Origin of the sequence: Burkholderia sp. Z1, assembly GCF_014893795.1 — a bacterium.
GTDB lineage: Bacteria > Pseudomonadota > Gammaproteobacteria > Burkholderiales > Burkholderiaceae > Burkholderia > Burkholderia theae.
Genome location: NZ_JACFYL010000001.1, coordinates 2,913,650 through 2,939,064, shown reverse-complemented (window position 1 = coordinate 2,939,064; position 25,415 = coordinate 2,913,650). Strand labels below are relative to the sequence as shown.

The window sequence follows — 25,415 nt, the reverse complement described above, 5'->3', positions numbered from 1 at the left end:
CGCGCAACCGTACCGACCCCGCGGTCGGAACCGGATCGCGGGCCTTTCCAAGTCCGCCTCTGGACTGCCTTTGTTGCGTCAGGGCAAGAAAATATTCATTTTTTACAAAGACTTGGAACGGTTGAAGTAAAATTCAGGTCTATACGCGGTATGCTTTCATTTTTCTGACGCCTGCGCGAGCCGGCGTCGCACTCATCTCATCACAGGTAACTGCCTTGTTGAATTCCCTGCTCGATTTTCTTTCCCACGGGCTCCTGCATTTCTCGTGGTGGCAGGTCGCGCTGTTCGCGCTTGCCGTCACGCACGTCACGATCATCGGCGTGACGGTCTACCTGCACCGCTGCCAGGCGCACCGCGCGCTGGAGCTGCATCCGATCGCGAGCCACTTCTTCCGCCTCTGGCTGTGGATGACGACCGGCATGCTGACGGGCCAATGGGCCGCGATTCACCGCAAGCACCACGCGAAGTGCGAGACCGAGGAAGATCCGCACAGCCCGCAGACGCGCGGCATCTGGAAGGTGTTCCTCGAAGGCGCCGAGCTGTATCGCGCGGAAGCGAAGAATGAAGAGACGATGCGCAAGTTCGGCCACGGCACGCCGAGCGACTGGATCGAACGCAATGTCTATTCGAAGTACCCGATCCTCGGCATCAGCATCATGATGGTGATCGACGTCGCGCTGTTCGGCGTGCTCGGTCTGACCGTGTGGGCCGTGCAGATGGTCTGGATTCCGTTCTGGGCGGCGGGCGTCGTCAACGGCTTCGGTCACTTCTGGGGTTATCGCAACTTCAACTCGGCCGACGCGAGCACGAACCTGTTCCCGTGGGGCATCGTGATCGGCGGCGAAGAACTGCACAACAACCACCACACGTTCGCGACGTCGGCGAAGCTGTCGAACAAGTGGTACGAGTTCGACATCGGCTGGATGTACATCCGCATCATGTCGGCGTTCGGTCTCGCGAAAGTGAAGAAGGTCGCACCGACGCCGCGCCTGAACAAGCCGAAGACGGTGCTCGACCAGGAAACGCTGCAGGCCGTGCTGTCGAACCGCTACGAAGTGATGGCGCGCTACGGCAAGGCTGTGAAGCGTGCATACGCCCAGGAGCTCGCGCACCTGAAGGAACTCGGCTCGAGCGAGAAGTACCAGCTGATGCGCGGCGCGCGCAAGTGGTTCCACAAGGACGCCGACGGCCTCGACGAGCCGCAGAAGAAGCTGCTGCCGGAGATCTTCGCGAACAGCCAGAAGCTGCACACGTACTTCCAGTTGCGCCAGGATCTCGCCGCAATCTGGGATCGCTCGACCGCGTCGCGCGAACAGCTTCTCGCGCAATTGCAGGATTGGTGCCATCGCGCAGAACAAAGCGGCATCAAGGCGCTGCAGGAATTCGCGACACGCCTGCGTCGCTACGCCTGATTCGAAATCGATTAGAATCTAAGGACGTCACAAACCCCGCGTTGGCGGGGTTTTTTCATTTGAGCCGGCGGTTTTCGAGGTGGCCGTCGGCAGGGTTGAGCTTTGCATGGATCCGGAGTCAGTGCTGAAGCGCTCACGTCGGTCGACCGCGAAGCATTGGGCGGGGGAGCAAGTGCTGGAGCACCCACTCCCGCCGACAGGAGATATGGAGATGCAATCGACGATCAAACCCGTCGAGTACGACCGTCCGATCGCGGCAGGCGCGGTCTGCGGTGTCGGACAGGCATGGGCAAAAGTACCCGATACGCCGTCCCCCGAGGAGCGCGCCGCGCTGAAGGCGCGCATCAAGGCGTTGCTCGTGCGTGAAAAGGCCGTGCTGGTCGCGCACTACTACGTGGATGCCGAATTGCAGGAGCTGGCCGACGAAACGGGCGGCTGCGTTGCCGATTCGCTCGAAATGGCCCGTTTCGGCCGCGATCACGACGCGCAGACGCTGGTCGTCGCCGGCGTGCGCTTCATGGGCGAAACCGCGAAGATCCTGAGTCCGAACAAGCGGATCCTGATGCCCGATCTCGACGCGACCTGTTCGCTCGACCTCGGCTGTCCGGTCGACGAATTCTCGGCGTTTTGCGATGCGCATCCCGACCGCACCGTGGTGGTCTACGCGAACACCAGCGCAGCCGTGAAGGCGCGCGCGGACTGGATGGTCACGTCGTCGATCGGCCTCGAGATCGTTGCCGACCTGCACGCGCGCGGCGAGAAGATCATCTGGGCACCCGATCGCCATCTCGGCAGCTATATTCAGAAGAAAACCGGCGCGGACATGCTGCTGTGGCAGGGTTCGTGCCTCGTGCACGACGAATTCAAGGGTATCGAGCTCGATCTGCTGCGCGCCGAATATCCGGACGCGAAGGTGCTCGTCCATCCCGAATCGCCGGAAAATGTCGTCGCGCAGGCCGATGTCGTCGGCTCGACCACGCAACTGATCGACGCGGCCGTCAAGTTCGACGCGACGCATTTCATCGTCGCGACCGATCTCGGCATCCTGCACAAGATGCAGCTCGCAGCGCCCGGCAAGACGTTCATCGCGGCGCCGACGGCCGGCAACAGCGCGACCTGCAAGAGCTGCGCGCACTGCCCGTGGATGGCGATGAACGGTCTTGCGAACCTTGCCGACGTGCTCGAACGCGGTCACAACGAGATCTTCGTCGATCCCGCGATCGGCGAGCGCGCGCGTCTGCCGATCGACCGGATGCTCGATTTCGCGGCCGCGCAGAAAAAGCGCGTGCAGGCGAGCGGCGATCTGCAGCGCGACCAGCAACTGTTCGCGAACGTGGGGGCGGCGTAATGGACGGCCCGCACGCTCACATTCGTTCGCTGGCCGCTGAGGGAGCGGCTGCCGTCCTTGAGGGCGGCACGACGAGCGCGGTATCCCCGCTGTTCGACATCGTCCGCGACCAATACGGCGCGGCATTCGAGGACGCGATCGCGCGCAATGTAGCCGATGCGATCGCGGAAGACGTCGGCATCGGCGACCAGACCGGGCGGCTCGTGCCGGCCGGCGGGCGTCGCCGCGCGCGCATCATCGTGCGCGAGGAAGCCGTGCTGTGCGGCGTGCCGTGGTTCGAGGCCGTGATCGGCCGGATCGATCCGGCGATCGTCGTGCAATGGCGCTATCGGGAAGGCGACCGGATGATGCCCGATTCGACCGTCTGCGAACTCGAGGGGCCGGCGCGCGCGCTGCTGACGGCCGAACGCAACGGGCTGAACTTCCTGCAGCTGCTGTCGGGCGTCGCGACCGCGACGCGCCGTTACGTCGATCGCGTCGAAGGCACGCGCGCGAAGATCCTCGATACGCGCAAGACGCTGCCGGGCCTGCGGCTCGCGCAGAAGTACGCGGTGCGCGTCGGCGGCGGCGAGAACCAGCGCCTCGCGCTGTACGACGGCATCCTGATCAAGGAGAACCACATCGCAGCGGCGGGCGGTGTCGGCGAGGCGCTCGACGCGGCGTTCGCGCTGCAGTCGGGCGTGCCCGTGCAGGTCGAGGTCGAGACGCTTGCGCAACTCGACACGGCGCTTGCGCATCGCGCGCAGTCGGTGCTGCTCGACAACTTCACGCTCGACATGATGCGTGAAGCCGTGCGCGTGACGGATGGCAAGGCCGTGCTCGAAGTGTCCGGCGGCGTCAACTTCGATACGGTGCGCGCGTTCGCGGAGACGGGCGTCGATCGCATCTCGATCGGCGCGCTGACGAAGGACGTGCGCGCGACGGACTATTCGATGCGGATCGTCGACTGACCGAGCGTTAAACGATCAGACAAAAAAGCCGTTGGCGCGCAAACGCCAACGGCTTTTTTCTTGTGCGGCCACAGCCGGGAAGGGCGTGCCGCTCAGCGACGCGCGCGCGGCGTGAGCACGCTCGGCAGCGCCTTCGGCAGCGTGTGCGGCCAGTCGCGGCTGTAGTGCAATCCGCGGCTTTCGCGGCGCGAGTGCGCGCTCTTCACGATCAGCGTCGCGACGTCGACGAGATTGCGCAGTTCGAGCAGGTCGCGCGTCACGCGGAAGTTCGCGTAGTACTCGTGGATCTCGTCGCGCAGCAGCGACAGCCGGTGCTTGGCGCGTTCGAGGCGCTTGTCGGTACGCACGATGCCGACGTAGTTCCACATCAGGCGGCGCAACTCGTCCCAGTTGTGCGCGACGACGACTTCCTCGTCCGCATCCGACACACGGCTTTCGTCCCACGCGGGCAGCGTGGCCGGCGTTTCGGTATCGAAGCCGGCCGCCTCGATCGCCTCGGCCGCCGCACGGCCGATCACGAGACATTCGAGCAGCGAGTTGCTCGCGAGCCGGTTCGCGCCGTGCAGCCCCGTGTACGACGTTTCGCCGACCGCATAAAGGCCCGCGAGATCGGTGCGCCCGGCCAGGTCGGTCACGACGCCGCCGCACGTGTAGTGCGCGGCCGGCACGACGGGAATCGGCTGCTTCGCGATGTCGATGCCGAATTCGAGGCAGCGCGCGTGGATCGTCGGGAAGTGTTCGCGCAGGAACGCTTCCGGCTGATGGCTGATGTCGAGATACACGCAGTCGATCCCGCGCTTCTTGATCTCGAAGTCGATCGCGCGCGCGACGATGTCGCGCGGCGCAAGCTCGGCGCGCGCATCGTGCGCGGGCATGAAGCGCGTACCGTCCGGCAGCTTCAGCAGGCCGCCTTCGCCGCGCACGGCCTCGGAAATCAGGAACGATTTCGCATACGGATGGAACAGGCAGGTCGGGTGGAACTGGATGAATTCCATGTTCGACACGCGGCAGCCCGCGCGCCACGCCATCGCGATGCCGTCGCCGGTCGCCGTGTCGGGGTTCGTCGTGTACAGGTAGACCTTGCCGGCGCCGCCCGTCGCGAGCACCGTATGCGGCGCCTCGATCGTGATCGTGCGGTCGTTGTCGACGTCGAGTGCATACAGGCCGTGACAGCGGCGGCCAGGCAGGCCGAGCCGGTCCGACGTGATCAGGTCGATCGCGTGGTGGTTTTCGAAGAACGTGATGTTCGGATGCTGGCGCGCGCGCTCCGACAGCGTCGCGAGCACCGCATGGCCGGTCGCGTCGGCCGCGTGGATGATCCGGCGGTGACTGTGGCCGCCTTCGCGCGTCAGATGGAAACCGAGCTCGGCCGCGTCGTCCTTCGTGAACGGCACGCCTTGCGAGATCAGCCATTCGATCGCTTCGCGGCCGTGTTCGACGATGTAGCGCGTCGCGCCTTCGTCGCACAGGCCGCCGCCGGCGACCAGCGTGTCGTCGACGTGGTTCTCGATGCTGTCCGCCGAATCGAGGACGGCCGCGATGCCGCCCTGCGCGTTATCGCTTGCGCCCTCCATCATCGAACGTTTCGCGATCAGCGCGACACGTCGCGTGCTGGCCAGATTGAGTGCGACCGACAGCCCTGCCAGGCCGCTGCCGACGATCGCCACGTCGAATTTCATGCTGCATCTCCATCATTACGCTTTTGATCTTGTGCGTTCCGGCGGCCGTGGCCGCGGAAAGGGGAGAGCATACCGCGTCGGGCTCGAGCGTGCGCGCAAAACAAAAAGCCCCGCATGTGCGGGGCTTTTCTTTCGCCGTCAGGCTGGCAGAAACCGGAGATTACTTGATCTTGGTTTCTTTGTATTCCACATGCTTGCGGACGACGGGATCGAACTTCTTGATCGCCATCTTTTCCGGCATGTTGCGCTTGTTCTTCGTGGTCGTGTAGAAGTGACCCGTGCCAGCGGTCGACTCGAGCTTGATCTTGTCGCGTGCGCCTTTTGCCATGATTGTGCTCCTTGGGCTTAGGCTTCGCCGCGTGCGCGCAGGTCAGCGAGCACGGAATCGATGCCGTTCTTGTCGATCAGGCGCAGGCCGGCGTTCGAGACGCGCAGGCGCACCCAGCGGTTTTCGCTCTCCACCCAGAACCGGCGGTTTTGCAGGTTCGGCAGGAAGCGACGCTTGGTCTTGTTGTTGGCGTGGGAAACGTTGTTGCCGCTCATCGGCGCTTTCCCAGTTACTTGGCATACGCGTGCCATGAGAGCACTCCTAATACGCTAAATTCGGGGTTCGATCGCCGGTGAAGGTTCCATCGCACCGCCACGTGATCCATGGCTGCACTCAGAACGCCGTAGCCCTTACAGACAAGGCCCTTCGATGGCTAGAACTGGTTGGAAAAAATACAGACGGCGATTCTAGCAGAAAAAGTTCAGGAAAATCAAACCTAATTTCGAATCGTCGTTGCGGCGCCCTGGGACGGGCCGCCGCGCCACAGTCTACAGCCAACCGGCACGCGCGAACGAAAAAGTGTCGCTGGTGCCGACGACGACGTGATCGAGCAACTGCACGTCGACGAGCTGCAGCGCGTCGCGCAGCGAGCGGGTCAGGCGGCGGTCTTCCGCGCTCGGCTGCACCGCGCCCGACGGGTGGTTGTGCGCGACGATCAGCGCCGCGGCGTTCTGCTTCAGCGCGCGGCGCACGATTTCGCGCGGGTAGACGGCCATGCGCGTCAGCGAGCCGCGCGCGCTTTCTTCCGTATCGATGAGGCCGTGACGGGCATCGAGATACAACGTGACGAACACTTCATACGGGCGCGTGCCGATCATGAGCCGCAAAAAATCCTCGACCGCGCCCGGAGAGCCGATCTGCATCCGTTCGGGCGCCTTTTCGGCAAGCGCGCGCCGCACGAGTTCGGTCACCGCGATCAGCCGCGCCGATCGCGCAACGCCGATGCCGGGATGCGTTTCGAATTCGTCGGGATCGGCATCGAGCATCCGGCGCAGCGAGTCGCCGAACCGTTCGAGCAGCGCGCGGGCGCTGACGAACACGTCGTGCCCGCCGCCGCCCGTGCCGAGCACCAGCGCGATCAATTCGGCGTCCGTCAACGCAGCCGGCCCGCGCTCCAGCAGCCGTTCGCGCGGCAGATGGGGCTGCCAGTTCGGCGGGCGGCGCTTGCGCGGCCCGCCAGCACGGTTGCGGCGGGCCGGATCGGCCGGCGCATCGGCGGTGTCGCGGCATTCGGCCGGCGGCAGGATGGGGCAGGGTGACAGCATGGTCGAAACTCCATTGGCGGCGGGCGGTGTGCGTGGCGTCGTCGCACTTTCCGCCTTGCGCGCTCAGGTGACTTACAATATTGGCTTTGCGCCGGGCCTTTCGGCCGTTTCGGGCGCCGACTGAACGAGTAATTCATGAGCCTCATCGATCTATCCGAAGTGAAGCCCGGTTCCCACGTCACGTTGCATTACCGGCTGGCACTGGCCGACGGCGCCGACATCGTCAACACCTTCTCCGACAAGCCGGCCACGCTGTTGATGGGCGCGGGGCAACTGGCGCCCTCGCTGGAACAGATTCTGATGGGGCTCCGGGTCGGCGACCACTCGACTTTTCAGCTAACGCCCGAACAGGCGTTCGGTCCCCGTAATCCCGACATGCTCCAGCGCGTGACGCTGTCGACGCTGCGCGAGAACGGGATGGTCGGCGACGATTTCACGCCGGGCGAGCTGATCGAGTTCAATGCGCCGGACGGTGGCCGGTACGCGGGGGTGCTGAAGGAAGTCAGCGAGACCTCCGCGCTGTTCGACTTCAATCATCCGCTCGCGGGCCAGGCGCTCACGTTCGAAGTGAAAATCATCGGAATCCTGTAATCATGAGTACCACCGACACGCTGTCCGGGCAGACCGTTGCCGCCGATGCCGAAATCCTGCTGGCCCAGCCGCGCGGTTTCTGCGCAGGCGTCGACCGCGCGATCGAGATCGTCGAGCGCGCGATCGCGATGCACGGTGCGCCGATCTATGTTCGCCACGAGATCGTCCACAACAAGTACGTGGTCGAGGATCTGAAGAAGAAAGGCGCGATCTTCGTCGAGGAACTCGAGGAAGTGCCGGCCGGCAACACCGTGATCTTCAGTGCGCACGGCGTGTCGAAGGCCGTGCGCGACGAGGCCGACGTGCGCGGGCTGCGCATTTACGACGCAACCTGCCCGCTCGTCACGAAGGTGCACGTCGAGGTGGCGAAGATGCGCCAGGACGGCGTCGACATCGTCATGATCGGGCACAAGGGCCATCCTGAGGTCGAAGGCACGATGGGGCAGGTCGAGCGCGGCATGCATCTCGTCGAGAGCGTCGAAGACGTGCAGAAGCTCGAGCTCGCCGATCCCGAGCGCATCGCGCTCGTCACGCAGACGACGCTGTCCGTCGACGATGCGGCCGAGATCATCGCGGCGCTGAAGGCGAAATATCCGAAGATCCGCGAGCCGAAGAAGCAGGACATCTGCTACGCGACGCAGAACCGCCAGGACGCGGTGAAGTTCATGGCGCCGCAGTGCGATGTCGTGATCGTCGTCGGGAGTCCGAACAGCTCGAATTCGAGTCGCTTGCGCGAAGTGGCCGAGAAGCGCGGCGTGGACGCGTACATGGTCGATGCGCCGGACCAGATCGATCCGGCATGGGTCGCCGGCAAGCGTCGGATCGGCGTGACGGCCGGCGCGTCGGCGCCTGAAGTGCTCGCTCAGGCCGTGATCGCGCGGCTGCGCGAGCTCGGCGTGCGCAATGTCCGCGCGCTCGACGGCATCGAGGAAAACGTGTCGTTTCCGCTGCCGCGCGGGTTGAACCTGCCGCCCGCCGCCTGATTGCCGCATCGCACCCGCGGAACACCAAAGCGCGCCTCCGGGCGCGCTTTTTTTTGCGTATAGAAATTGTAATTGCAACCGTAATTCATAATCGCGGTGCAACCCGGTTGCTCTCGCCGTTCCGGACCGTCTCTCAAAATTGGTTGCAATGCAGGAAAACCCCATCGAATCAGGATTATTGGCGGCCTATAAATGGAGTTACAATGCGCCCGTTTTCAGGTCTGAATGGCTTTGAAATCGGTTTTTGGCAAGGCGCGGGAGACCATTCAATGCATGTGAAGTTGGCTTACGCCGTGTCCGTCGCCGCACCGGTTGCAATGATTGCCGGTCGCAGCAAAAAGAGCGACGACGAGGCGGGTAGGGAGGCAGCGGTGCTCGCGTCACCGCCGGTCAGCGGCGTGCGCGTCGCCGGAACCGGTCGTGCGTTGCCATCGGCATGCCGTATCGCGCAATTGGGCAAGGACAAGGAAAACGGGGCACGTTTGACGATCGACGAAATCAACGCGCTTGGCCTGACGGCCGGTCCGGCAGCGGGCATGCAGGTTGCGTCGCGGCGGGCCACCGGTCACGGCGATGCCGGCAACGTGCGGATGTCGCCGGCCCCCCTTCATTTCGAATCGACGAAACAGCATGCCGCCGCGACCGACCGTGTCGCGGCGCGCGATCTGGTTCGTGTGACGGATTCCGCTGCAGCTCCGACGAAAGTCGGGCGCAACCTTCGCGACGCCTTGCCGGGCGACGCGGCGCGGAACCTGATTTGCCCGGGTGCGATGCCTGCATCGCTCGGGATGGAAAAAGGCACGGGCGCCGGGCAACCGGACGCCGGCCGTTTCAGCATGCTGTCGTACGACTTCAAGGAGGCCACGAACACCGTCCTCGATGTCGTGACGATTTAGCGACGGGACTCATGACGGCACCGGGACAGTGCGGTGCCGTTTTTGTATCCGCTCCGGCGGCAGGTCCGGCCGTACAGGCCGGGCGGCGCGCGCCGGGACGATCCACCCTTACCGGTATCGACTAGTACTCGCAGTGTCGCCGAGAAGGCGCGATTCCTCGCTTACCCGCGGGGCGCAACGTCCTCCGGCAGCACGGGCCAAGGAGCTTTAAATGGATATTTTCGTCCAGCAGGTTCTCAACGGACTGGTGCTCGGCAGTGTGTACGCCATCATCGCGTTGGGTTACACGATGGTGTACGGCATTCTCGGCATCATCAACTTCGCGCACGGCGACGTGCTGATGATTGGCGCGATGGTCGCCCTGTCAGCCATTACCGTGCTGCAGAACCATTTCCCCGGACTCGGCAACGTCGCGACGCTGGCGATCGGCCTGGGTATCGCCGCGATCGTCTGTGCGTTCGTCGGCTTCACGATCGAGCGGGTCGCCTACCGGCCGCTGCGCCGCGCGCCGCGCCTCGCGCCGCTGATCACCGCGATCGGCGTGTCGATCCTGCTGCAGACCGCCGCGATGATCATCTGGTCGCGCAACCCGCTGCCGTTCCCGCAATTGCTGCCGACCGATCCGATCAACGTGATCAAGGCCACCGACACGACGCCCGGCGCCGTGATCTCGGTGACTGAAATCGTGATCATCGCGGTGGCGTTCATCGTGATGGGCGGCTTGCTGCTGCTCGTGCACAAGACCAAGCTCGGCCGCGCGATGCGCGCGATCGCCGAAAGCCCGAACACCGCGAGCCTGATGGGCGTGAACCCGAACTTCGTGATTTCCGCGACGTTCATGATCGGCTCCGCGCTCGCCGCGCTGGCCGGCGTGATGATCGCGTCCGAATACGGCAACGTGCACTTCTACATGGGCTTCATTCCCGGCATGAAGGCGTTCACCGCCGCGGTGCTGGGCGGGATCGGCAACCTCGGTGGCGCAATGGTCGGCGGCGTGCTGCTCGGCCTGATCGAGCAGCTCGGTGCCGGCTACATCGGCAACCTCACGGGCGGCGTATTCGGCAGTAACTACCAGGACGTGTTCGCCTTCATCGTGCTGATCATCGTGCTGGTGTTTCGTCCGTCGGGCCTGCTGGGCGAACGTGTCGCGGATCGCGCGTAACGGAAGGGAGCAAACAACATGACATCCATTCAACCGATCGAATCCTCGACGTCGCTCGTCGAGGAGCGCAACACCACCAAGACCGTCATCATCGGCATCCTGACCGCTGCGTTCGTGATCGCCGCGCCGATCATCATCGGCTCGGCCGGCGGCAACTACTGGGTCCGCGTGCTCGACTTCGCGATGCTGTACGTGATGCTCGCGCTCGGCCTGAACGTCGTGGTCGGCTTCGCCGGCCTGCTCGACCTGGGCTACATCGCGTTCTACGCGGTGGGCGCGTACACGGCGGCATTGCTGAGCTCGCCGCACCTGACGTCGCAGTTCGAGTGGATCGCGAACCTGGCGCCCGGCGGATTGCACATCCCGTTCCTGATCATCGTGCCGATCGCGATGGCGCTGGCGGCGACCTTCGGGATCCTGCTCGGCGCGCCGACGCTGCGACTGCGCGGCGACTACCTGGCGATCGTCACGCTCGGCTTCGGCGAAATCGTCCGGATCTTCATGAACAACCTCGACCGTCCGGTGAACATCACCAACGGCCCGAAGGGGATCACGGGCATCGATCCGGTGCATGTCGGCGGCTTCAACCTGTCGCAGACACACTCGCTGTTCGGCCTCCAGCTGCCGTCGGTCTACATGTACTACTACCTGTTCGTGCTGTGCTCGCTGCTGGTGATCTGGACGTGTACGCGTCTGCAGCACTCGCGCATCGGCCGCGCATGGGCGGCGATCCGCGAGGACGAGATCGCGGCCAAGGCGATGGGCATCAACACCCGTAACGTGAAGTTGCTCGCGTTCGCGATGGGCGCGTCGTTCGGCGGCCTGTCGGGCGCGATGTTCGGTTCGTTCCAGGGCTTCGTGTCGCCCGAGTCGTTCACGTTCTGGGAATCGATCGTCGTGCTGGCCTGCGTGGTGCTCGGCGGCATGGGCCATATCCCGGGCGTGATCTTGGGTGCGGTGCTGCTCGCGATCTTCCCGGAATTCCTGCGCTCGACGATGAGCCCGCTGCAGCATGCGCTGTTCGGTCATGACATCGTCGATACGGAGGTGATCCGTCAGGCGCTGTACGGTCTCGCGATGGTGATCATCATGCTGTATCGCTCGGAAGGCCTGTGGCCCGCGCCGAAGCATGAGGACAAGATCGCGAAACTGGCGAAGCGCGCCAGCAAGAAGCCGGTGCGCGCCTAACCTACGGACACAGGGGATATACACATGAGCGACAAGCAAATCCGACTGTCCGTGCAGGGCGTGAACAAGCGCTTCGGCGGCCTGCAGGCACTTTCCGACGTCGGCCTGCAGATCAAGGAAGGCGAGATCTACGGCCTGATCGGCCCGAACGGCGCCGGCAAGACGACGTTCTTCAACGTGATCACGGGCCTGTACACGCCGGATTCCGGCGATTTCAAGCTCGACGGCCAGAACTACACGCCGACGGCGGTGCACCAGGTGGCGAAGGCCGGCATTGCGCGCACCTTCCAGAACATCCGCCTGTTCGGCGGGATGACGGCCCTCGAGAACGTGATGGTGGGCCGCCACGTGCGCACCAAGCACGGTCTGCTCGGCGCGGTGTTCCAGACGCCGGCCGAACGCCAGGAGGAGCGCGAGATCAAGGAACGCGCGATCGAGCTGCTCGAATACGTCGGCGTGCTGCAGTACGCCGACTACACGTCGCGCAACCTGTCGTACGGCCACCAGCGCCGTCTCGAGATCGCACGCGCACTGGCGACCGACCCGAAGCTGCTCGCGCTCGACGAGCCGGCGGCCGGGATGAACGCGACCGAGAAGGTCGAACTCACGCGCCTGCTCGACAAGATCCGCTCGGACGGCCGCACGATTCTGCTGATCGAGCACGACGTGAAGCTCGTGATGCACTTGTGCAACCGGATGACGGTGCTCGATTACGGCAAGGTGATCGCCGAGGGTCTGCCGCAGGACGTGCAGAAGAATCCGAAGGTGATTGAGGCATATCTCGGCGCAGGGGTGCACTGATGGCAGCGGCAATGTTGAAAATCAAGGGCTTGCAGGTCAACTACGGCGGCATCCAGGCCGTCAAGGGCGTTGACATGGAGGTCCGTCAGGGCGAGCTCGTGACGCTGATCGGCGCGAACGGTGCAGGCAAGACCACGACGATGAAGGCGATCACGGGTCTCAAGCCGTATTCGGCGGGCGACATCGAGTACGACGGCAAGTCGATCAAGGGCGTGCCGTCGCATGAACTGCTCAAGCGCGGCCTCGCGATGGTGCCGGAAGGCCGCGGGATCTTCGCGCGGATGTCGATCATCGAGAACATGCAGATGGGCGCGTACCTGCGCAACGACAACGACCAGATCAAGAAGGACGTCGACCGCATGTTCGGCTTCTTCCCGCGCCTGAAGGAACGGGCGACGCAGCTGGCGGGCACGCTGTCGGGCGGCGAGCAGCAGATGCTGGCGATGTCGCGCGCGATCCTGTCGAAGCCGAAGCTGCTGCTGCTCGACGAGCCGTCGATGGGGCTGTCGCCGATCATGGTCGAGAAGATCTTCGAAGTGGTGCGCGAGATCTCGAAGGAGGGCATCACGGTGCTGCTGGTCGAACAGAACGCGCGCCTCGCACTGCAGGCGGCCGACCGCGGCTACGTGATGGACTCGGGCGTGGTCACGATGGAAGGCGATGCGAAGCAGATGCTCGACGATCCGAAGGTGCGTGCCGCGTATCTGGGCGAATGAGCGAGTGAATGAGCGGGCCCGGTGACGTGTAGCGGCAGGTGCCGCGCGCGCCGCACCAGGGCTTTCGAAAGGCTGTCACGGAATGCCGTGACAGCCTTTTTTTTCGTGTTCGGCGATTCGGGTCGAACTGTGCGCGCGGAGGCGACTCCATTCGACAGTTGCGCCGTGCATGCGGCGCGGGAAACGATGGGGGCGGCCGTACGATGCCGGCGCCCGATGCCGGTCGCCCTCAAACCGACACGCGGGCCGCCTACCATCGACGGCCCATCGGCACACGGAGAACACACGCATGAGTCTGGATTACGGTTTCGTGAAGGCGAAGGTGACGTCGGTGGCGCAGTTGAAGGGCTCGCCGCACGGCAGCGAGATTCAGTATCACATCCACCTGACGCTGGCGCTGCCGGCCGGCGACTGGGATGTCGCGATCAACGTCGGCACCAGCGATGCGGACGACCTGTTGAACTACAAGCTCGTCTACGATTTCCACCATCCCGTCACGCAGACGCTCGCGGCCGCGGCCGAAGGCTACACCGACCTCACGGGACAGACCGCGCTGCCGGCGCTCGACTACCTGCGCAGCGACATCCTGAACGAGACGGGTGCGTGGCGCGCGAGTGCGGTGATGGACGGCACCGAGAACCCGGAGCCGATCCCGTCGTTGCTGCGGCTCGTGAGCACCGCGCAGTCGCAGGGCCTCGACGTCGTCGTGTTCGGCCGCACCTATGCGGAAGGCAACGGGATCCACGACACCCACATGAACCAGGGCTCGACGGGCCCGAACTACCTGCATCGCGCGGGCGACGACCATAACGACCACAACGACGTATGGCAGGACGGCGCGCTGATCGTGCGCGTGAGCGATACGCAGTGGGCCGCGTATTTCGCGGCGTTCGAACAGCAGGCGGTGCCGACCGACGCGCTCGGCAATCCGCTGCCGGGCGCGGGGCCGATCACGCGCTGATACGGGCCGCCGGCGGCTACGTCACGCGGCCGGCAGCGTCTTGCCGAACGAGATGCGCTCCTCGACGCGATAACCGAGTGCCGCATAGAAGCGGCACGCATCGTCGTTGCCGGGCAGCACCTGCAGGTTGATCTTCAGGCAGCCGCGCGCGGTGAGCGCGCTTTCCGCGTGCGCGATCAGCGCGCGGCCGACGCCGAGCCGCCGCGCGTCGTTCGCGACGCCGAACGAATAGAGCCAGCCGCGATGGCCGTCGAAACCCGCCATCAGCGTGCCGACGACGCGCGCGCCGCTGGTCGCGACGAAGAACAGCTCGGGCTGCGTCGCAAGCTTCAGCTCGATCGATCGCAGCGGATCGCGATGCGGCGGTGCGTCGGCTTCTTCGTACTGCGGGAACGCGTCGCGCCATACCGTGAGCACGGCATCGGTGTCGGCGCGTTCGAACGGGCGGATAGCGACAGCGTCGGCGGCGGCATCCATCGTGGCGGTCTCCTTAGAGCGTGTCGAGGATCGACCGCAGCATCGCCATCATCTGGTCGATCTCTTCGGTCGTCACGTTCAGTGCGGGCATGAAGCGCAGCAGGTTCGGCCGCGCGGCGTTCAGCAGCAGGCCGTCGGGCTGCATGTCGCGCGCCTTCTCGACGATCTGCGGGCCGATGTCCTTGCCGAGCAGCAGCGCGCGCAGCAGGCCTTCGCCGCGTTCGCCCTCGAAGCCGCGCTCCTCCGACAGTTCGAGCAGCTTGCGCTTCAGGTATTCGCCGCGGGCGCGCACGCCTTCGAGGAAGCCGGGTGCGACGAGCTGCGAGATCACCGAATAACCGGCCGCCGTCATCAGCGGGTTGCCGTTGTACGTGCCGCCCTGGTCGCCGGCCTCGAACACCGCGACCTCCGCCTTCGACAGCAGCGCCGCGAGCGGCACGCCGCTGCCGATGCCCTTGCCGAGCGTCATGACGTCCGGCTCGATGTCGGCGAGTTCGTACGCGAACAGCGTGCCCGCGCGGCCGCAGCCGCTCTGCACTTCGTCGACGATCAGCAGCAGGTTGTGCTGCTTGGTCAGCGCGCGCAGCTCGCGCATGAATTCGGGCGTCGCCGGAATCACGCCGCCTTCGCCCTGGATCGGTTCGAGCATCACGGCGACGGTCTTGTCGGTGATCAGCTTCTCGACCGAGTTGATGTTGTTCAGCTCGGCCTTCGGGAAACCCGGCACCTGCGGCGCGTAGATCGTGTCCCAGCCCGGCTTGCCGCTGGCCGACATCGTCGCGAGCGTGCGGCCGTGGAAGCTGTGGTCGAACGTGATGATCTCGTACGCGCCGTTGCGGAACTTGCGGCCCCACTTGCGCGCGAGCTTGATCGCGCCTTCGTTCGCCTCGGCGCCGCTGTTCGTGAAGAACACCTTGTCGAACACGCTGTGCTGCGTGAGCAGGCCCGCGAGCTTGGCCATCGGTTCGTTGTAGAACGCCGGCGACGGGTTCAGCAGCGTTTCCGCCTGCTTCTTCAGCGCTTCGACGACGCCGTCGTTGCAGTGGCCGAGGCTGTTGACGGCCCAGCCCTGGATGAAGTCCAGATAGCGCTTGCCCGTGTGATCGTAGAGCCACGAACCCTTGCCGTGCGTAAACACGATGTCGGGGCGGTTCGTGATGTACATCAGCGAGTCGATCGGATAATCGTTCAGGGGCATGGCAGCAGACTCCAGCGGACGTTGAAAGGGAAACGGGCAATAAAAAAGCCACGGAAGGCCGTGGCTGGTGGGTCGAACAGCTTGTGCGTAACCGGTGAAGCGGAATGGTGTTACGCGCGAGTCCGTGACGAGCCTGCGGCATCCGGGCGGAGCGGCGAGCGGCGACGTCGAAGAGCGGACAGGAAGCGGTTCATGTGCGCAAGCATAAGGCATCGCGCGCCTCACTGTAAACCGCTGCGATGCCACGGATGTGACATCGCGGCGCGGGACGCGGGCGCGCGGTACTCAGACCGGGTGGGCGAGATCGGCGGCGCTCGTGAACGAGTCCGCGAAGAACTCGTCGGCCGGCAGCGCGTGGTGCTGCGTGAAGTCGCGCTGTGCGGATTCGACCATCACCGGCGCGCCGCAGGCGTACACCTGGTGGCCCGACAGATCGGGCAGGTCCTCGATCACGGCACGATGGACGAAGCCCGTGCGGCCGGTCCACTGGTCGCCGCTATCCGGCTCGGAGAGCACCGGCACGTACTTGAAGTTCGGGATCTCGCGCGCCCACTGCTCGGCGAGCTCGCCGAGGTAGATGTCCTTCTTGCGACGGGCACCCCAGTAGAGCGTCATCGGGCGCGTGATGCCCGTGTGCTTCACGTGCTCGATGATCGCCTTGATCGGCGCGAAGCCGGTGCCCGACGCGAGCAGCACGATCGGCTTGTCGGAATCCTCGCGCAGGAAGAACGTGCCGAGCGGGCCTTCGAAGCGCAGGATGTCGCGCTCCTTCATCGGGCCGAACACGTGATCGGTGAACTTGCCGCCCGGCATGTGGCGGATGTGCAGCTCGATCGGGCCTTCCTCGTGCGGCGCGTTCGCCATCGAGTAGCTGCGGCGCGAGCCGTCCTTCAGGATGAACTCGACGTACTGGCCCGCGAGATACTGCAGGCGTTCGTTGGCCGGCAACTGCAGCTTCACGACCATCACGTCGTCGGCCTTGCGTTCGAGCGCGGCGATCCGGCACGGCAGCTTCTTCACCTGCACGCCGTCGACGCCGGCGATCTCGCGCACGTCGATCTCGAGATCGCATTGCGCCTTCGAGCAGCACAGCAGCGCGAGGCCGCGCGTGCGCTCGTCGTTGGACAGCGCCGACGCGGCGTGCGGGCCCTGTTCGATCTGGCCCGACACGATCTGGCCTTTGCAGGAGCCGCATGCGCCGTTCTTGCAGCCGTACGGCAGATGGACGTTCTGGCGCAGCGCGGCCGCCAGCACGGTTTCGTCCGACTCGACCTGGAATTGCCGGCCGCTTTGCTTGAGAGTGACGTTGAATGCCATAGAACCAAACTAGAACAAAATGTGGGGACCGTGCATGTCGAGCACGGCAGCTACAATGCAAACCCGTTGCGCGTCGCGCAACGGTGGCTACTGATTTCGCAACCAACATGATCGCGACACGAATCCTGCGCAGGCCGCGCGCACTGATCGTCGGCTGCGGCGACGTCGGCATGCGCTGCGTCGCGCAATGGCGCGACACGCGCCGCAACCTGCGGATCTTCGCGCTGACGAGCCACCCGGCCCGCCGCGACGAACTGCGCGCCGTGGGCGCGACGCCGATCGTCGGCGATCTCGACCGCCCGGCGACGCTCGGCCGTCTCGCGGGTCTTGCCCGCACGATCCTGCATCTCGCGCCGCCGCAGTCCGATGGCCGCGACGACCGGCGCACGCGTGCGCTGATTGCCGCAACGACCGTGCCCGCTCGACGGCCAGCGGTGCCGCCGGCACCGGCGGTCGGCCGGCTCCGAACGCTGCGCGCCGCTGCCCGACAGGCCGGCGCGCCCGTTCGGGCAGCGCGTATTGTACCCGACGGCCTTCGTGCGCCGAGGCTCGTCTACGCCAGTACGACCGGCGTATACGGCGACTGCGGCGGCGCGCGCATCGACGAAACGCACCCACTGCGCCCCGCGAATCCGCGCGCGTTCCGGCGCGTGTCGGCCGAGCGGCAACTGCGTGCGGCGACCGCGCGCGGCGTGATGTCCGCACGCATCGTGCGCATTCCCGGCATCTACGCGGCGAACCGTCTGCCGATCGCGCGGCTCGAGCGCGGCACGCCGGCGCTCGAGGCGGCCGACGACGTCTACACGAACCACATCCACGCGGACGATCTCGCGGCGATCCTGCGCCGCGCGGCCGAGCGCGGCAGGCCGGCGCGCGCCGTGCATGCGTCGGACGACAGCGAACTGCGGATGGGGGAGTATTTCGACCGGGTCGCGCAGGCGCTGGGCCTGCCGAAGCCGCCGCGCGTCAGCCGCGCGGACGCCGAACGCCAGCTCGAACCGACGCTGCTGTCATTCATGCGCGAGTCGCGGCGCTTGTCCAACGCACGGCTCAAGGCCGAATTGTGCGTGACGTTGCGATATCCGACCGTAGACGATTTCCTTCAAACGCTCACGCCGGGCAGCGCGTCAGGTCAGCGCCGGTAACGCCTCGATCAGCAGGAAGCACAGCAGCGCGCCGATCAGCGCGCCAATCAGATTCGGATGATATTTGTGCTTCATGTGCATCGCGGCCAGCAGGCCGCCGATCACGATGACACCGACGATCGCGAACGCGATCGTCACGTACGACAGTTCAAAAGAATGGTTGATGTTCATGATGTCTCCCCTGCATCGCTGCTCGTACAGCTTGTGATTCGAGTATAGCGGGGGATCGTGCGGCGGAGATGCGGCCGGACTCCGAACGGTCGTGCGGATTTTCCCTTACAGGGTTTTGACGGGATTGCGCAGCGCTGAAAGGTCAGTGTCATCGAGCCAGCGCCACGCGCCCGGTTCGAGGTCGCCCGGTAGCGTGAAGCCGCCGACGCTTTCGCGGTGCAGCAGCTCGACGCGGTTGCTCGCCGCCGCGACCATGCGTTTCACTTGGTGATATTTGCCCTCGAGGACGGTCAGCGCGAGCGCGTGGGTGTCGCGTGCGTCGGCGGCGACCGCCGCGATCGGCTTCGGCTCGCCGTGGAGCTGCACGCCGGTGCGCAGCGCGTGCAGCTGCGCGTCGTCGAGCGGGTGGCGTACGGTCGCCACGTAGGTCTTCGGCACCTTGCGTTTCGGCGACGTATACGCGTGCACGAACTGGCCGTCGTCGGACAGCAGCAGCAGGCCCGTCGTGTCCTGGTCGAGACGCCCGACGCACTGCACGCCGCGCGCGACGAGCGGCGCGGGCAGCAGGCTGAACACGCTTGAGTGGTGCTGCGGATCGCGCGAACACTCGTAACCGGCCGGCTTGTTGAGCGCGAGATACGCGTGCGTGTGGAACGGCCATGCCGTATCGTCGACCTCGAATACGAGGCCGTCGGTATCGAACGGGGCGTCGGGGTCGGTCGCGCTGGCGCCCGCGACGGCGACGCGGCCCGCTTCGATCAGGCCGCGGCACTGGCGGCGCGAGCCGAAGCCCTGGGTGTAGAGAATGCTTTCGAGATCCATAGCGCGCGCATTCTATCAAGCCGCGCGCGACCGGCATGAACGCGCCTGCGCTGGTAAGCTGCCGGAACGCCGCGCGGGGCGCGGTGCCCCTTCATTCTTCACGGAAAGTCCATGTCTTTCGATTCGTTCCCGTTCGGCCGCAAGGCTGCCGCCGTCGTCCTTGCCGCGACCGTTTCGTCGGCCGCGTTCGCGCATGCGCATGTCGCCAAGAGCGATCCGGCGGCGGGCGCGGCGGTGGCTGCCGCACCGGCCGCCGTCACGATCGACTTCACCGAGCCGCTGGAGCCGGCGTTCAGCTCGATCGTCGTCGTCGACGGCGACGGCAAGACGGTGTCGGACGGCAAGACACGCATCGACGCGTCGAACCGCAAGCGGATGACGGTGCCGCTCACGGCGGTCGGCACGGGCGCCTATACGGTGAAATGGGTGGCCGTCGCCACCGACGGACACCGCACGCAGGGCGCGTATGGCTTCAGCGTGAAGTAACGCAACGGCGGCGGCAGGCCCGTGCCAGGGCTGCGGCTGCCCTTATCCGACAGGGAGTTTCCCGCATGAATCCGACGACGCTCGACGCACTCGCCGATTTTCCCCGTCTGCTCGAAGCCCATTTCGCCGCCGTGCCCGACGGCTACGCGCGATGGACGCCCGACGACTGGGCCGGGATTCCGAGCGAGCACTTCTCGCCGCTCGGGCAGCTCTGCCACGTGCGCGACATCGAGATCGACGGTTATCACGTGCGGCTGCGGCGGATGCTCGATGAGGATCGGCCGCTGCTCGTGTCGATCGACGGCGACGCGCTCGCGATCGAGCGCCGCTACAACGACGCGTATGCATCCGACGTGCTCGCGGCGATCCGCGAAGCGCGACGCGAAACGCTGGACCTCCTGTCGCGCCTCACGCCCGAACAGTTCGCGCGCACCGGCGAGTTCGACGGCTACGGATCGCTGACCGTGCGCGGGCTCGTCCATTACCTGTGCAGCCACGACCAGCAGCATCTGGCCGGCATGCAGTGGCTGCTCGGCAAGATCGACGCGGCGCTGTACGCGCGCTGAACCGCGCCGGCAGCCACACCATCCGAAGCGAATTTCGGCGCCGTTGTCGGTGCGGCAACCCACATTGCACCGTTCCGATTGGATCGTTTTTCTGGATAATCCATCCAGCCGCGACCGGCTGACCGGCGCGTCGCGCGTGCCTACACTCTTAGCTTCGTTCAACGAAAAAAGGAGTCAACCGTGGCAACTCACACGCTCGCAGACAAGGTCGTCCTGATCGCAGGCGGCGCAAAGAATCTTGGCGGCCTGATCGCGCGGGACCTGGCGAGCCACGGCGCGAAGGCGGTGGCGATTCACTACAACAGCGCGGCGTCGCAGGCGCAGGCCGAGGAGACGGCCGCCGCGGTGCGCGCGGCCGGCGCCGACGCCGCGACGTTCCAGGCCGACCTGACGACGGCCGCCGCGGTCGAGAAGCTGTTCGACGACGCGAAGCAGCGCTTCGGCAAGATCGACATCGCGATCAACACGGTCGGCAAGGTGCTGAAGAAACCGTTCACCGAGATCAGCGAGGCCGAATACGACGAGATGTTCGCGGTCAACAGCAAGTCGGCGTTCTTCTTCATCAAGGAAGCGGGGCGGCACCTCGAGGATCACGGCAAGCTCGTCACGCTCGTGACGTCGCTGCTCGGCGCGTTCACGCCGTTCTATGCGGCGTACGAAGGGTCGAAGGCGCCGGTCGAGCATTTCACGCGCGCGGCGTCGAAGGAATACGGCGCACGCGGGATCTCGGTGACGGCCGTCGGGCCGGGCCCGATGGACACGCCGTTCTTCTATCCGGCCGAAGGCGCCGATGCGGTCGCGTATCACAAGACGGCGGCCGCGCTGTCGCCGTTCAGCAAGACGGGCCTGACCGACATCGAGGACGTCGTGCCGTTCATCCGCCATCTCGTGACCGACGGCTGGTGGATCACCGGCCAGACGATCCTGATCAACGGCGGTTACACGACCAAGTAAGCGCCCACGCAGGCGGCCGTCGCGGGCGCGTGGCGCACCGCAATGGCTCGTTTGCGTGGACAATGGACGGGCGCGCAGCCGCGAGGCCGCGCGCCCGTTTTCTCTGTGCCGCCGGCCCCCACCGCGATGCGCGACGGGCGCCGGCGCCGGTCGTCCGAACCCATGTTCCCCGCCGATGGACAAGCTGGATCAGGTCAGAATCTTCCTGCAGGTTGCCGAGATGGGCAGCTTCATCAAGGCCGCGCATGCGCTCGACGTGCCGCGCGCGACCGTGTCGGCCGCCGTCCAGCAGCTCGAGACGGGGCTCGGCACGCGCCTCCTGCACCGCACGACGCGTCAGGTGCAGCTGACCGCCGACGGCGCGCTGCTGCTCGAACGCGGCCGGCGCCTGCTCGCGGAGGCCGACGAACTCGACCGCCTGTTCCGCCGCCGCGACCGCGACGTGATCGGGCGGTTGAACGTCGACGTGCCGAGCCGGATCGCGCGCCGCGTGATCGCGCCCGCGCTGCCGTCGCTGTTTCGCCGCCACCCGAAGCTGCAACTGTCGCTCGGCTCGACGGACCGCTCGATCGACCTGGTCCAGGAGGGCGTCGACTGCGCGATCCGCGTCGGGCGGCTGGCGGACAGCAGCCTCGTCGTGCGGCCGCTCGGGCAGTTCACGCTGATCAACTGCGCGAGCCCCGACTACCTGCGCGAATACGGCGTGCCCGAGCATCCGGAGGCGCTCGCGCATGGGCACTGGGCGATCGGCTATGCGTCGCCGACGACGGGGCGCGAACTCGGGTGGGAATACTGTGCGGACGGCGGGCAGCACACGCTGACGCTGCCGAGCCGCGTGATCGTCAACAACGCCGAAACCTATATCGCCGGCTGCATCGCCGGAATGGGGCTGATCCAGATTCCGCGCTTCGACGTCGCGCATCTGCTGGACAGTGGCGCGCTCGTCGACGTGATGCCCGCTTACCGCGCCGCGCCGATGGACGTGTCGGCCGTGTATCCGCACCGGCGCCACCGGTCGCGCCGGCTCAATGCGTTCATCGAGTGGTTCGGGGCGCTGATGGCGGACGCGTTGGCGGGGACCGGAGCAGGGGCGGGCGCGGAGGGCGACTGACCGGGCCGCCGGTTTGCGTGATGCGCCGCCGCGCTTGTTTCAGTCGGGCAGCGCCGCGAATTGCCGGCCGCGCCCCGTTTCCCGCACCGCATCGATCAACGCCGCGCCGGCGCCGTCCGGTTTCGCCGCGAACGCGTAGAAGCGCGCGGCCGGCAGCGCGGGCAGCCCGTCCTGCGATCCGCACACACGCAGCCCGTCGCGCAGCTGGCTGCGCGCCAGCGCGGTGACCGCGAAGCCCGCGAGTGCGGCCGACACGCAGCCTGCCATGCTGCTGCTCTCGAACAGCACGCGGAACGGCCGCAGCGCGGCGGCGAGCGCCGCGACGGCGGCCTCCCGATAGACGCAAGGTTCCGGAAACAGCGCGAGCGGCACCTCGCCGCCGGCGTCGAGTGGGCGATCCGCGGCGAACGCCCACACGAGCGGTTCTTCCCACAGCAGTTCACCCGGCGCGTCGACCTGCCGGCACTGCTTGCCGAATACGACATCGAGCCGGCCGAGCGTCTGCTCGCGCAGCAGCGCGGCGGTGATCCCGACCTTCAGCTCGATCGCCGTACGCGGGTAGCGGTCACGGAACGTGCGCAGCACCTGCGGCAGCCACGCCCCCGCGAAATCCTCCGATGCGCCGACGCGCAGCCGCCCGTGCGCCGGCGCGCCGCGCAGCCTCGCGCGCACTTCGCGCTCCATGTCGACGATGTTGCGCGCGTACACGTACAGCGTGTCGCCGGCCGGCGTGAGCGCGATACGGCGCGTCGTGCGCGCGAGCAGCACGGTGCCGGCCGCCTGTTCGAGGCGTTTGATGTGGCCGCTGACGGCGGACGGCGTCAGCGCGAGGCGCTCCGCGGCCGGCGCGAACCCGCGGCTGTCGACGACTTCGAGGAAGGTGCGCAGCAGCGCGATGTCGAGCGAGGTCGACGCGGGATCGGTCAGCGGTTCCATCGGTCAATTCAACGCAAGATTTGAAGAATGAATCATGATACTCCGTGAATCGTGATGAAAGGCCGGCCTACCATCGTGCAACAGGTTGACCCCACGGAGAGCACGATGCCTACCTATGCGCATGCGACGACCGCGTCGCTCGATATCGCCTATCTCGAATGGAACCCACGCGGCACACGCGTGGCCATGCTGCTGCACGGCTGGCCGGACAGCCCGGTCGGCTGGGCGCACGTGGCCGCGGCGCTTGCCGAACGCGGCTACCGCGTGCTCGCGCCCGCGCTGCGCGGCTTTGCGCCGACGCGCTTTCGCGACGCATCCACGCCTCGCAGCGGCCAGCTCGCGGCGCTCGGGCGCGACCTGCTCGAATTCGTCGATGTGCTAGGCGTCGAGCGGCCCGTACTGGTCGGGCACGACTGGGGCGCCCGCGCGGTCGCGAACGCCTGTGGGCTGCGCGAGGGTGTCGCATCGCATCTCGTGATGCTGTCGGTCGGGTACGGTACCAACGATCCCGGTCAACCGCTGTCGCTGCAGCAGGCGCGCAACTACTGGTATCACTGGTTCATGGCCACGCCGCGCGGCGAACAGGCGCTGCGCGACGATCGCCGCGCGTTCGCCCGCCTGATGTGGGACACGTGGTCGCCGCCCGGCTGGTATCGCGACAGCGATTTCGATGCGGCCGCTGCCGCGTTTGACGGGCCCGACTGGATCGACGTCGTGCTGCATTCGTACCGGCATCGCTGGGGTTTCGTGCCGGGTGCGCCGGCCTATGCCGACGACGACGCGCGGCTGAATCCGTCGCCCGTGCTGTCGGTGCCGACGCTCGTGCTGCACGGCGGCGCGGATGCCGTCAACCACCCGGACAGCTCGGCCGGGCGCGAACGGTACTTTGCGGGGCGCTACGCGCGGCAGGTGCTGGACGGCGTCGGGCATTTTCCGCAGTACGAGGCGTCGGCGACGGTTGCGGACGCGATCCTCGGGTTCTGCGAGCGCGACTGACGCGCGCGGCGGCGGCTCAACCGCCGACGCGGGGCGCGAGCAGGTCGTCGAGGTCGATGTTCCGGAACATCTCGCGGCGGATCCGATCGCCGACGCGGAACACTTCCTCCGCGCCGTCCTGCGACGGATCGACGAACACGCGATACGGGCGCTTGCCGGCCGGCGCGGCGACGAGATCGGCAATCGCCGTCGCGACCGTGCCGGCGTCGGCGTCCGCGGGTTCGAGCGCGGCGAGCCCCTGCAGCGCTTGATCGGCGACGCCCGCGTAGGGCCCGCTATCGTAGGCCGCCTGCACGGCGGCATCGGCCGGCTTGCCCGCGTGCACGAAGTGGTTCGTGCCCCGGGTGAATGCGCCCGGCACGACGATCGACGTTTCGATGCCCCAGCGCGCAAGTTCGGCCGCATAGGACACCGCGAGCGAATCCATCGCGGCCTTCGCGGCGAAGTAGGGTGCGAGGAACGGCGGGGTGCCGCCGCGCGCCGACGAGGACGATACCCAGACGAGCAGGCCGCGGCCCTGGCGGCGCAGGTGCGGCAGCGCCGCGCGGTTCACGCGCTGGGTCGACACGACGTTGATGTCGTACAGCTGCGCCAGTTGTTCGGGCGTGAACGCTTCGGCCGGGCCGAACACCATGTGGCCGGCGTTGTGGACGATGATGTCGACGCGGCCGTTGTCCGCGATCACGCGGTCGATCGCGGCGTCGACGGACGCGTCGTCGCCGACGTCGAGCTCGACGGTGCGGAGGTCGACGCCGTGTTCCTGCGCATAGGCCGCGATCGCGGCGGCGCGCGGCGCGTTGCGGCCGGCGCTTTCGCGCATCGACGCGTAGACCGTGTGGCCGGCGCGGGCGAGTGCCTGGGCCGTCAGCAGGCCGAAGCCGCTGGACGCGCCCGTGACGAGAATGACTTCCTTCATGATCGATCTCCGGTAACAGGGGGACGGGCCGCGGCTGGTT

28 protein-coding genes are annotated in these 25,415 nt (G+C 66.4%); 17 read left to right on the top strand and 11 right to left on the bottom strand.

Annotated features, from left to right (window positions below):
• The first annotated feature begins 215 nt into the window (after window positions 1–215).
• The 3 genes from H3H55_RS13655 to nadC all read left to right on the top strand — a co-directional run bounded on the left by H3H55_RS13655 (window position 216) and on the right by nadC (window position 3,710).
• Window positions 216–1,412 carry an acyl-CoA desaturase gene (locus tag H3H55_RS13655; protein WP_193098894.1) on the top strand — a complete coding sequence of 399 codons (1,197 nt, stop codon included), beginning with the start codon at window positions 216–218 and terminating at the stop codon, window positions 1,410–1,412.
• Between the two features lie 211 nt (window positions 1,413–1,623).
• Window positions 1,624–2,760: a quinolinate synthase NadA gene (nadA, locus tag H3H55_RS13650; RefSeq protein ID WP_193098893.1), complete on the top strand. Its 1,137-nt coding sequence runs from the start codon at window positions 1,624–1,626 to the stop codon at window positions 2,758–2,760.
• Entirely contained in the window at window positions 2,760–3,710 is a 951-nt protein-coding gene (gene nadC, locus H3H55_RS13645; RefSeq protein WP_226800037.1) for a carboxylating nicotinate-nucleotide diphosphorylase, read from the top strand. The genes nadA and nadC overlap by 1 nt, the downstream gene beginning before the upstream one ends.
• A 92-nt stretch (window positions 3,711–3,802) precedes the next feature.
• On the opposite strand, the gene nadB is transcribed toward nadC, so the two are convergent.
• The 4 genes from nadB to radC form a co-directional block, all read right to left on the bottom strand.
• On the bottom strand, window positions 3,803–5,389 hold the full coding sequence (gene nadB, locus H3H55_RS13640; RefSeq protein ID WP_129512780.1) for an L-aspartate oxidase: 1,587 nt from the start codon (window positions 5,387–5,389) through the stop codon (window positions 3,803–3,805).
• 160 nt (window positions 5,390–5,549) lie between these two features.
• The gene (gene rpmG, locus H3H55_RS13635; RefSeq protein ID WP_006478046.1) at window positions 5,550–5,717 is read right to left on the bottom strand and encodes a 50S ribosomal protein L33; all 168 of its coding nucleotides are present in this window, start codon (window positions 5,715–5,717) and stop codon (window positions 5,550–5,552) included.
• A gap of 17 nt (window positions 5,718–5,734) precedes the next feature.
• Window positions 5,735–5,968 carry a 50S ribosomal protein L28 gene (gene rpmB / locus H3H55_RS13630; RefSeq protein ID WP_004186391.1) on the bottom strand — a complete coding sequence of 78 codons (234 nt, stop codon included), beginning with the start codon at window positions 5,966–5,968 and terminating at the stop codon, window positions 5,735–5,737.
• A 237-nt stretch (window positions 5,969–6,205) separates the two neighbouring features.
• A complete protein-coding gene (radC, locus tag H3H55_RS13625; RefSeq protein ID WP_193098892.1) occupies window positions 6,206–6,982 on the bottom strand; it encodes a RadC family protein in 777 nt (258 codons plus the stop codon).
• A gap of 135 nt (window positions 6,983–7,117) precedes the next feature.
• On the opposite strand from radC, the gene H3H55_RS13620 reads away from it, so the two are divergent.
• The 8 genes from H3H55_RS13620 (at window position 7,118) to H3H55_RS13585 (ending at window position 14,280) form a co-directional block, all read left to right on the top strand.
• Window positions 7,118–7,573 carry an FKBP-type peptidyl-prolyl cis-trans isomerase gene (locus H3H55_RS13620; RefSeq protein ID WP_193098891.1) on the top strand — a complete coding sequence of 152 codons (456 nt, stop codon included), beginning with the start codon at window positions 7,118–7,120 and terminating at the stop codon, window positions 7,571–7,573.
• A 2-nt stretch (window positions 7,574–7,575) separates the two neighbouring features.
• On the top strand, window positions 7,576–8,556 hold the full coding sequence (gene ispH / locus H3H55_RS13615) for a 4-hydroxy-3-methylbut-2-enyl diphosphate reductase (protein ID WP_034178810.1): 981 nt from the start codon (window positions 7,576–7,578) through the stop codon (window positions 8,554–8,556).
• 203 nt (window positions 8,557–8,759) lie between these two features.
• The gene (locus H3H55_RS13610; RefSeq protein WP_226800035.1) at window positions 8,760–9,452 is read left to right on the top strand and encodes an amino acid-binding protein; all 693 of its coding nucleotides are present in this window, start codon (window positions 8,760–8,762) and stop codon (window positions 9,450–9,452) included.
• A 211-nt stretch (window positions 9,453–9,663) separates the two neighbouring features.
• Window positions 9,664–10,614 carry a branched-chain amino acid ABC transporter permease gene (locus tag H3H55_RS13605; protein ID WP_129512779.1) on the top strand — a complete coding sequence of 317 codons (951 nt, stop codon included), beginning with the start codon at window positions 9,664–9,666 and terminating at the stop codon, window positions 10,612–10,614.
• An 18-nt stretch (window positions 10,615–10,632) separates the two neighbouring features.
• Window positions 10,633–11,802 carry an ABC transporter permease subunit gene (locus H3H55_RS13600; RefSeq protein WP_193098890.1) on the top strand — a complete coding sequence of 390 codons (1,170 nt, stop codon included), beginning with the start codon at window positions 10,633–10,635 and terminating at the stop codon, window positions 11,800–11,802.
• 24 nt (window positions 11,803–11,826) lie between these two features.
• On the top strand, window positions 11,827–12,603 hold the full coding sequence (locus H3H55_RS13595) for an ABC transporter ATP-binding protein (protein WP_048250308.1): 777 nt from the start codon (window positions 11,827–11,829) through the stop codon (window positions 12,601–12,603).
• On the top strand, window positions 12,603–13,319 hold the full coding sequence (locus H3H55_RS13590; protein ID WP_193098889.1) for an ABC transporter ATP-binding protein: 717 nt from the start codon (window positions 12,603–12,605) through the stop codon (window positions 13,317–13,319). The genes H3H55_RS13595 and H3H55_RS13590 overlap by 1 nt, the downstream gene beginning before the upstream one ends.
• Window positions 13,320–13,608: 289 nt before the next feature.
• Window positions 13,609–14,280, top strand: a complete 672-nt coding sequence (locus H3H55_RS13585; RefSeq protein ID WP_129514692.1) for a DUF2278 family protein — start codon at window positions 13,609–13,611, stop codon at window positions 14,278–14,280.
• Window positions 14,281–14,301: 21 nt separating this feature from the next.
• Here the strand turns inward: H3H55_RS13585 and H3H55_RS13580 are convergent, their stop codons facing one another.
• The 3 genes from H3H55_RS13580 to H3H55_RS13570 form a co-directional block, all read right to left on the bottom strand.
• Complete coding sequence (locus tag H3H55_RS13580; protein WP_193098888.1) at window positions 14,302–14,757, bottom strand: GNAT family acetyltransferase; 456 nt, start codon at window positions 14,755–14,757, stop codon at window positions 14,302–14,304.
• A gap of 13 nt (window positions 14,758–14,770) precedes the next feature.
• Window positions 14,771–15,955 (bottom strand): acetylornithine transaminase, encoded by a 1,185-nt coding sequence (locus H3H55_RS13575; protein WP_193098887.1) that lies wholly within the window; start codon window positions 15,953–15,955, stop codon window positions 14,771–14,773.
• Between the two features lie 285 nt (window positions 15,956–16,240).
• Window positions 16,241–17,272, bottom strand: a complete 1,032-nt coding sequence (locus tag H3H55_RS13570; RefSeq protein WP_193098886.1) for a CDP-6-deoxy-delta-3,4-glucoseen reductase — start codon at window positions 17,270–17,272, stop codon at window positions 16,241–16,243.
• Window positions 17,273–17,379: 107 nt separating this feature from the next.
• Between H3H55_RS13570 and H3H55_RS13565 the strand changes: the two genes are divergently transcribed.
• On the top strand, window positions 17,380–18,417 hold the full coding sequence (locus H3H55_RS13565; RefSeq protein ID WP_193098885.1) for an NAD-dependent epimerase/dehydratase family protein: 1,038 nt from the start codon (window positions 17,380–17,382) through the stop codon (window positions 18,415–18,417).
• Here H3H55_RS13565 and H3H55_RS13560 read toward each other — a convergent pair.
• Window positions 18,400–18,588 (bottom strand): hypothetical protein, encoded by a 189-nt coding sequence (locus tag H3H55_RS13560; RefSeq protein ID WP_193098884.1) that lies wholly within the window; start codon window positions 18,586–18,588, stop codon window positions 18,400–18,402. The genes H3H55_RS13565 and H3H55_RS13560 overlap by 18 nt on opposite strands.
• 105 nt (window positions 18,589–18,693) lie before the next feature.
• Window positions 18,694–19,410, bottom strand: coding sequence for a pseudouridine synthase (locus tag H3H55_RS13555; protein WP_193098883.1), 717 nt, complete (start codon window positions 19,408–19,410; stop codon window positions 18,694–18,696).
• 111 nt (window positions 19,411–19,521) lie between these two features.
• On the opposite strand from H3H55_RS13555, the gene copC reads away from it, so the two are divergent.
• The 4 genes from copC (at window position 19,522) to H3H55_RS13535 (ending at window position 22,527) form a co-directional block, all read left to right on the top strand.
• Window positions 19,522–19,896, top strand: a complete 375-nt coding sequence (copC, locus tag H3H55_RS13550) for a copper homeostasis periplasmic binding protein CopC (protein WP_193098882.1) — start codon at window positions 19,522–19,524, stop codon at window positions 19,894–19,896.
• A 65-nt stretch (window positions 19,897–19,961) separates the two neighbouring features.
• Window positions 19,962–20,462, top strand: coding sequence for a DinB family protein (locus H3H55_RS13545; RefSeq protein ID WP_129512771.1), 501 nt, complete (start codon window positions 19,962–19,964; stop codon window positions 20,460–20,462).
• Window positions 20,463–20,642: 180 nt separating this feature from the next.
• Window positions 20,643–21,416, top strand: coding sequence for an SDR family oxidoreductase (locus H3H55_RS13540; protein ID WP_129512770.1), 774 nt, complete (start codon window positions 20,643–20,645; stop codon window positions 21,414–21,416).
• Window positions 21,417–21,591: 175 nt separating this feature from the next.
• Window positions 21,592–22,527, top strand: coding sequence for a LysR family transcriptional regulator (locus H3H55_RS13535; protein ID WP_193098881.1), 936 nt, complete (start codon window positions 21,592–21,594; stop codon window positions 22,525–22,527).
• Window positions 22,528–22,566: 39 nt separating this feature from the next.
• On the opposite strand, the gene H3H55_RS13530 is transcribed toward H3H55_RS13535, so the two are convergent.
• Complete coding sequence (locus H3H55_RS13530) at window positions 22,567–23,463, bottom strand: LysR substrate-binding domain-containing protein (protein WP_193098880.1); 897 nt, start codon at window positions 23,461–23,463, stop codon at window positions 22,567–22,569.
• Window positions 23,464–23,568: 105 nt separating this feature from the next.
• Here H3H55_RS13530 and H3H55_RS13525 point away from each other — a divergent pair, with 105 nt between their 5' ends.
• Window positions 23,569–24,459: an alpha/beta fold hydrolase gene (locus tag H3H55_RS13525; protein ID WP_193098879.1), complete on the top strand. Its 891-nt coding sequence runs from the start codon at window positions 23,569–23,571 to the stop codon at window positions 24,457–24,459.
• A 16-nt stretch (window positions 24,460–24,475) separates the two neighbouring features.
• Here H3H55_RS13525 and H3H55_RS13520 read toward each other — a convergent pair whose 3' ends face one another.
• Window positions 24,476–25,375: an SDR family oxidoreductase gene (locus H3H55_RS13520; RefSeq protein WP_193098878.1), complete on the bottom strand. Its 900-nt coding sequence runs from the start codon at window positions 25,373–25,375 to the stop codon at window positions 24,476–24,478.
• Window positions 25,376–25,415: the final 40 nt, after the last annotated feature.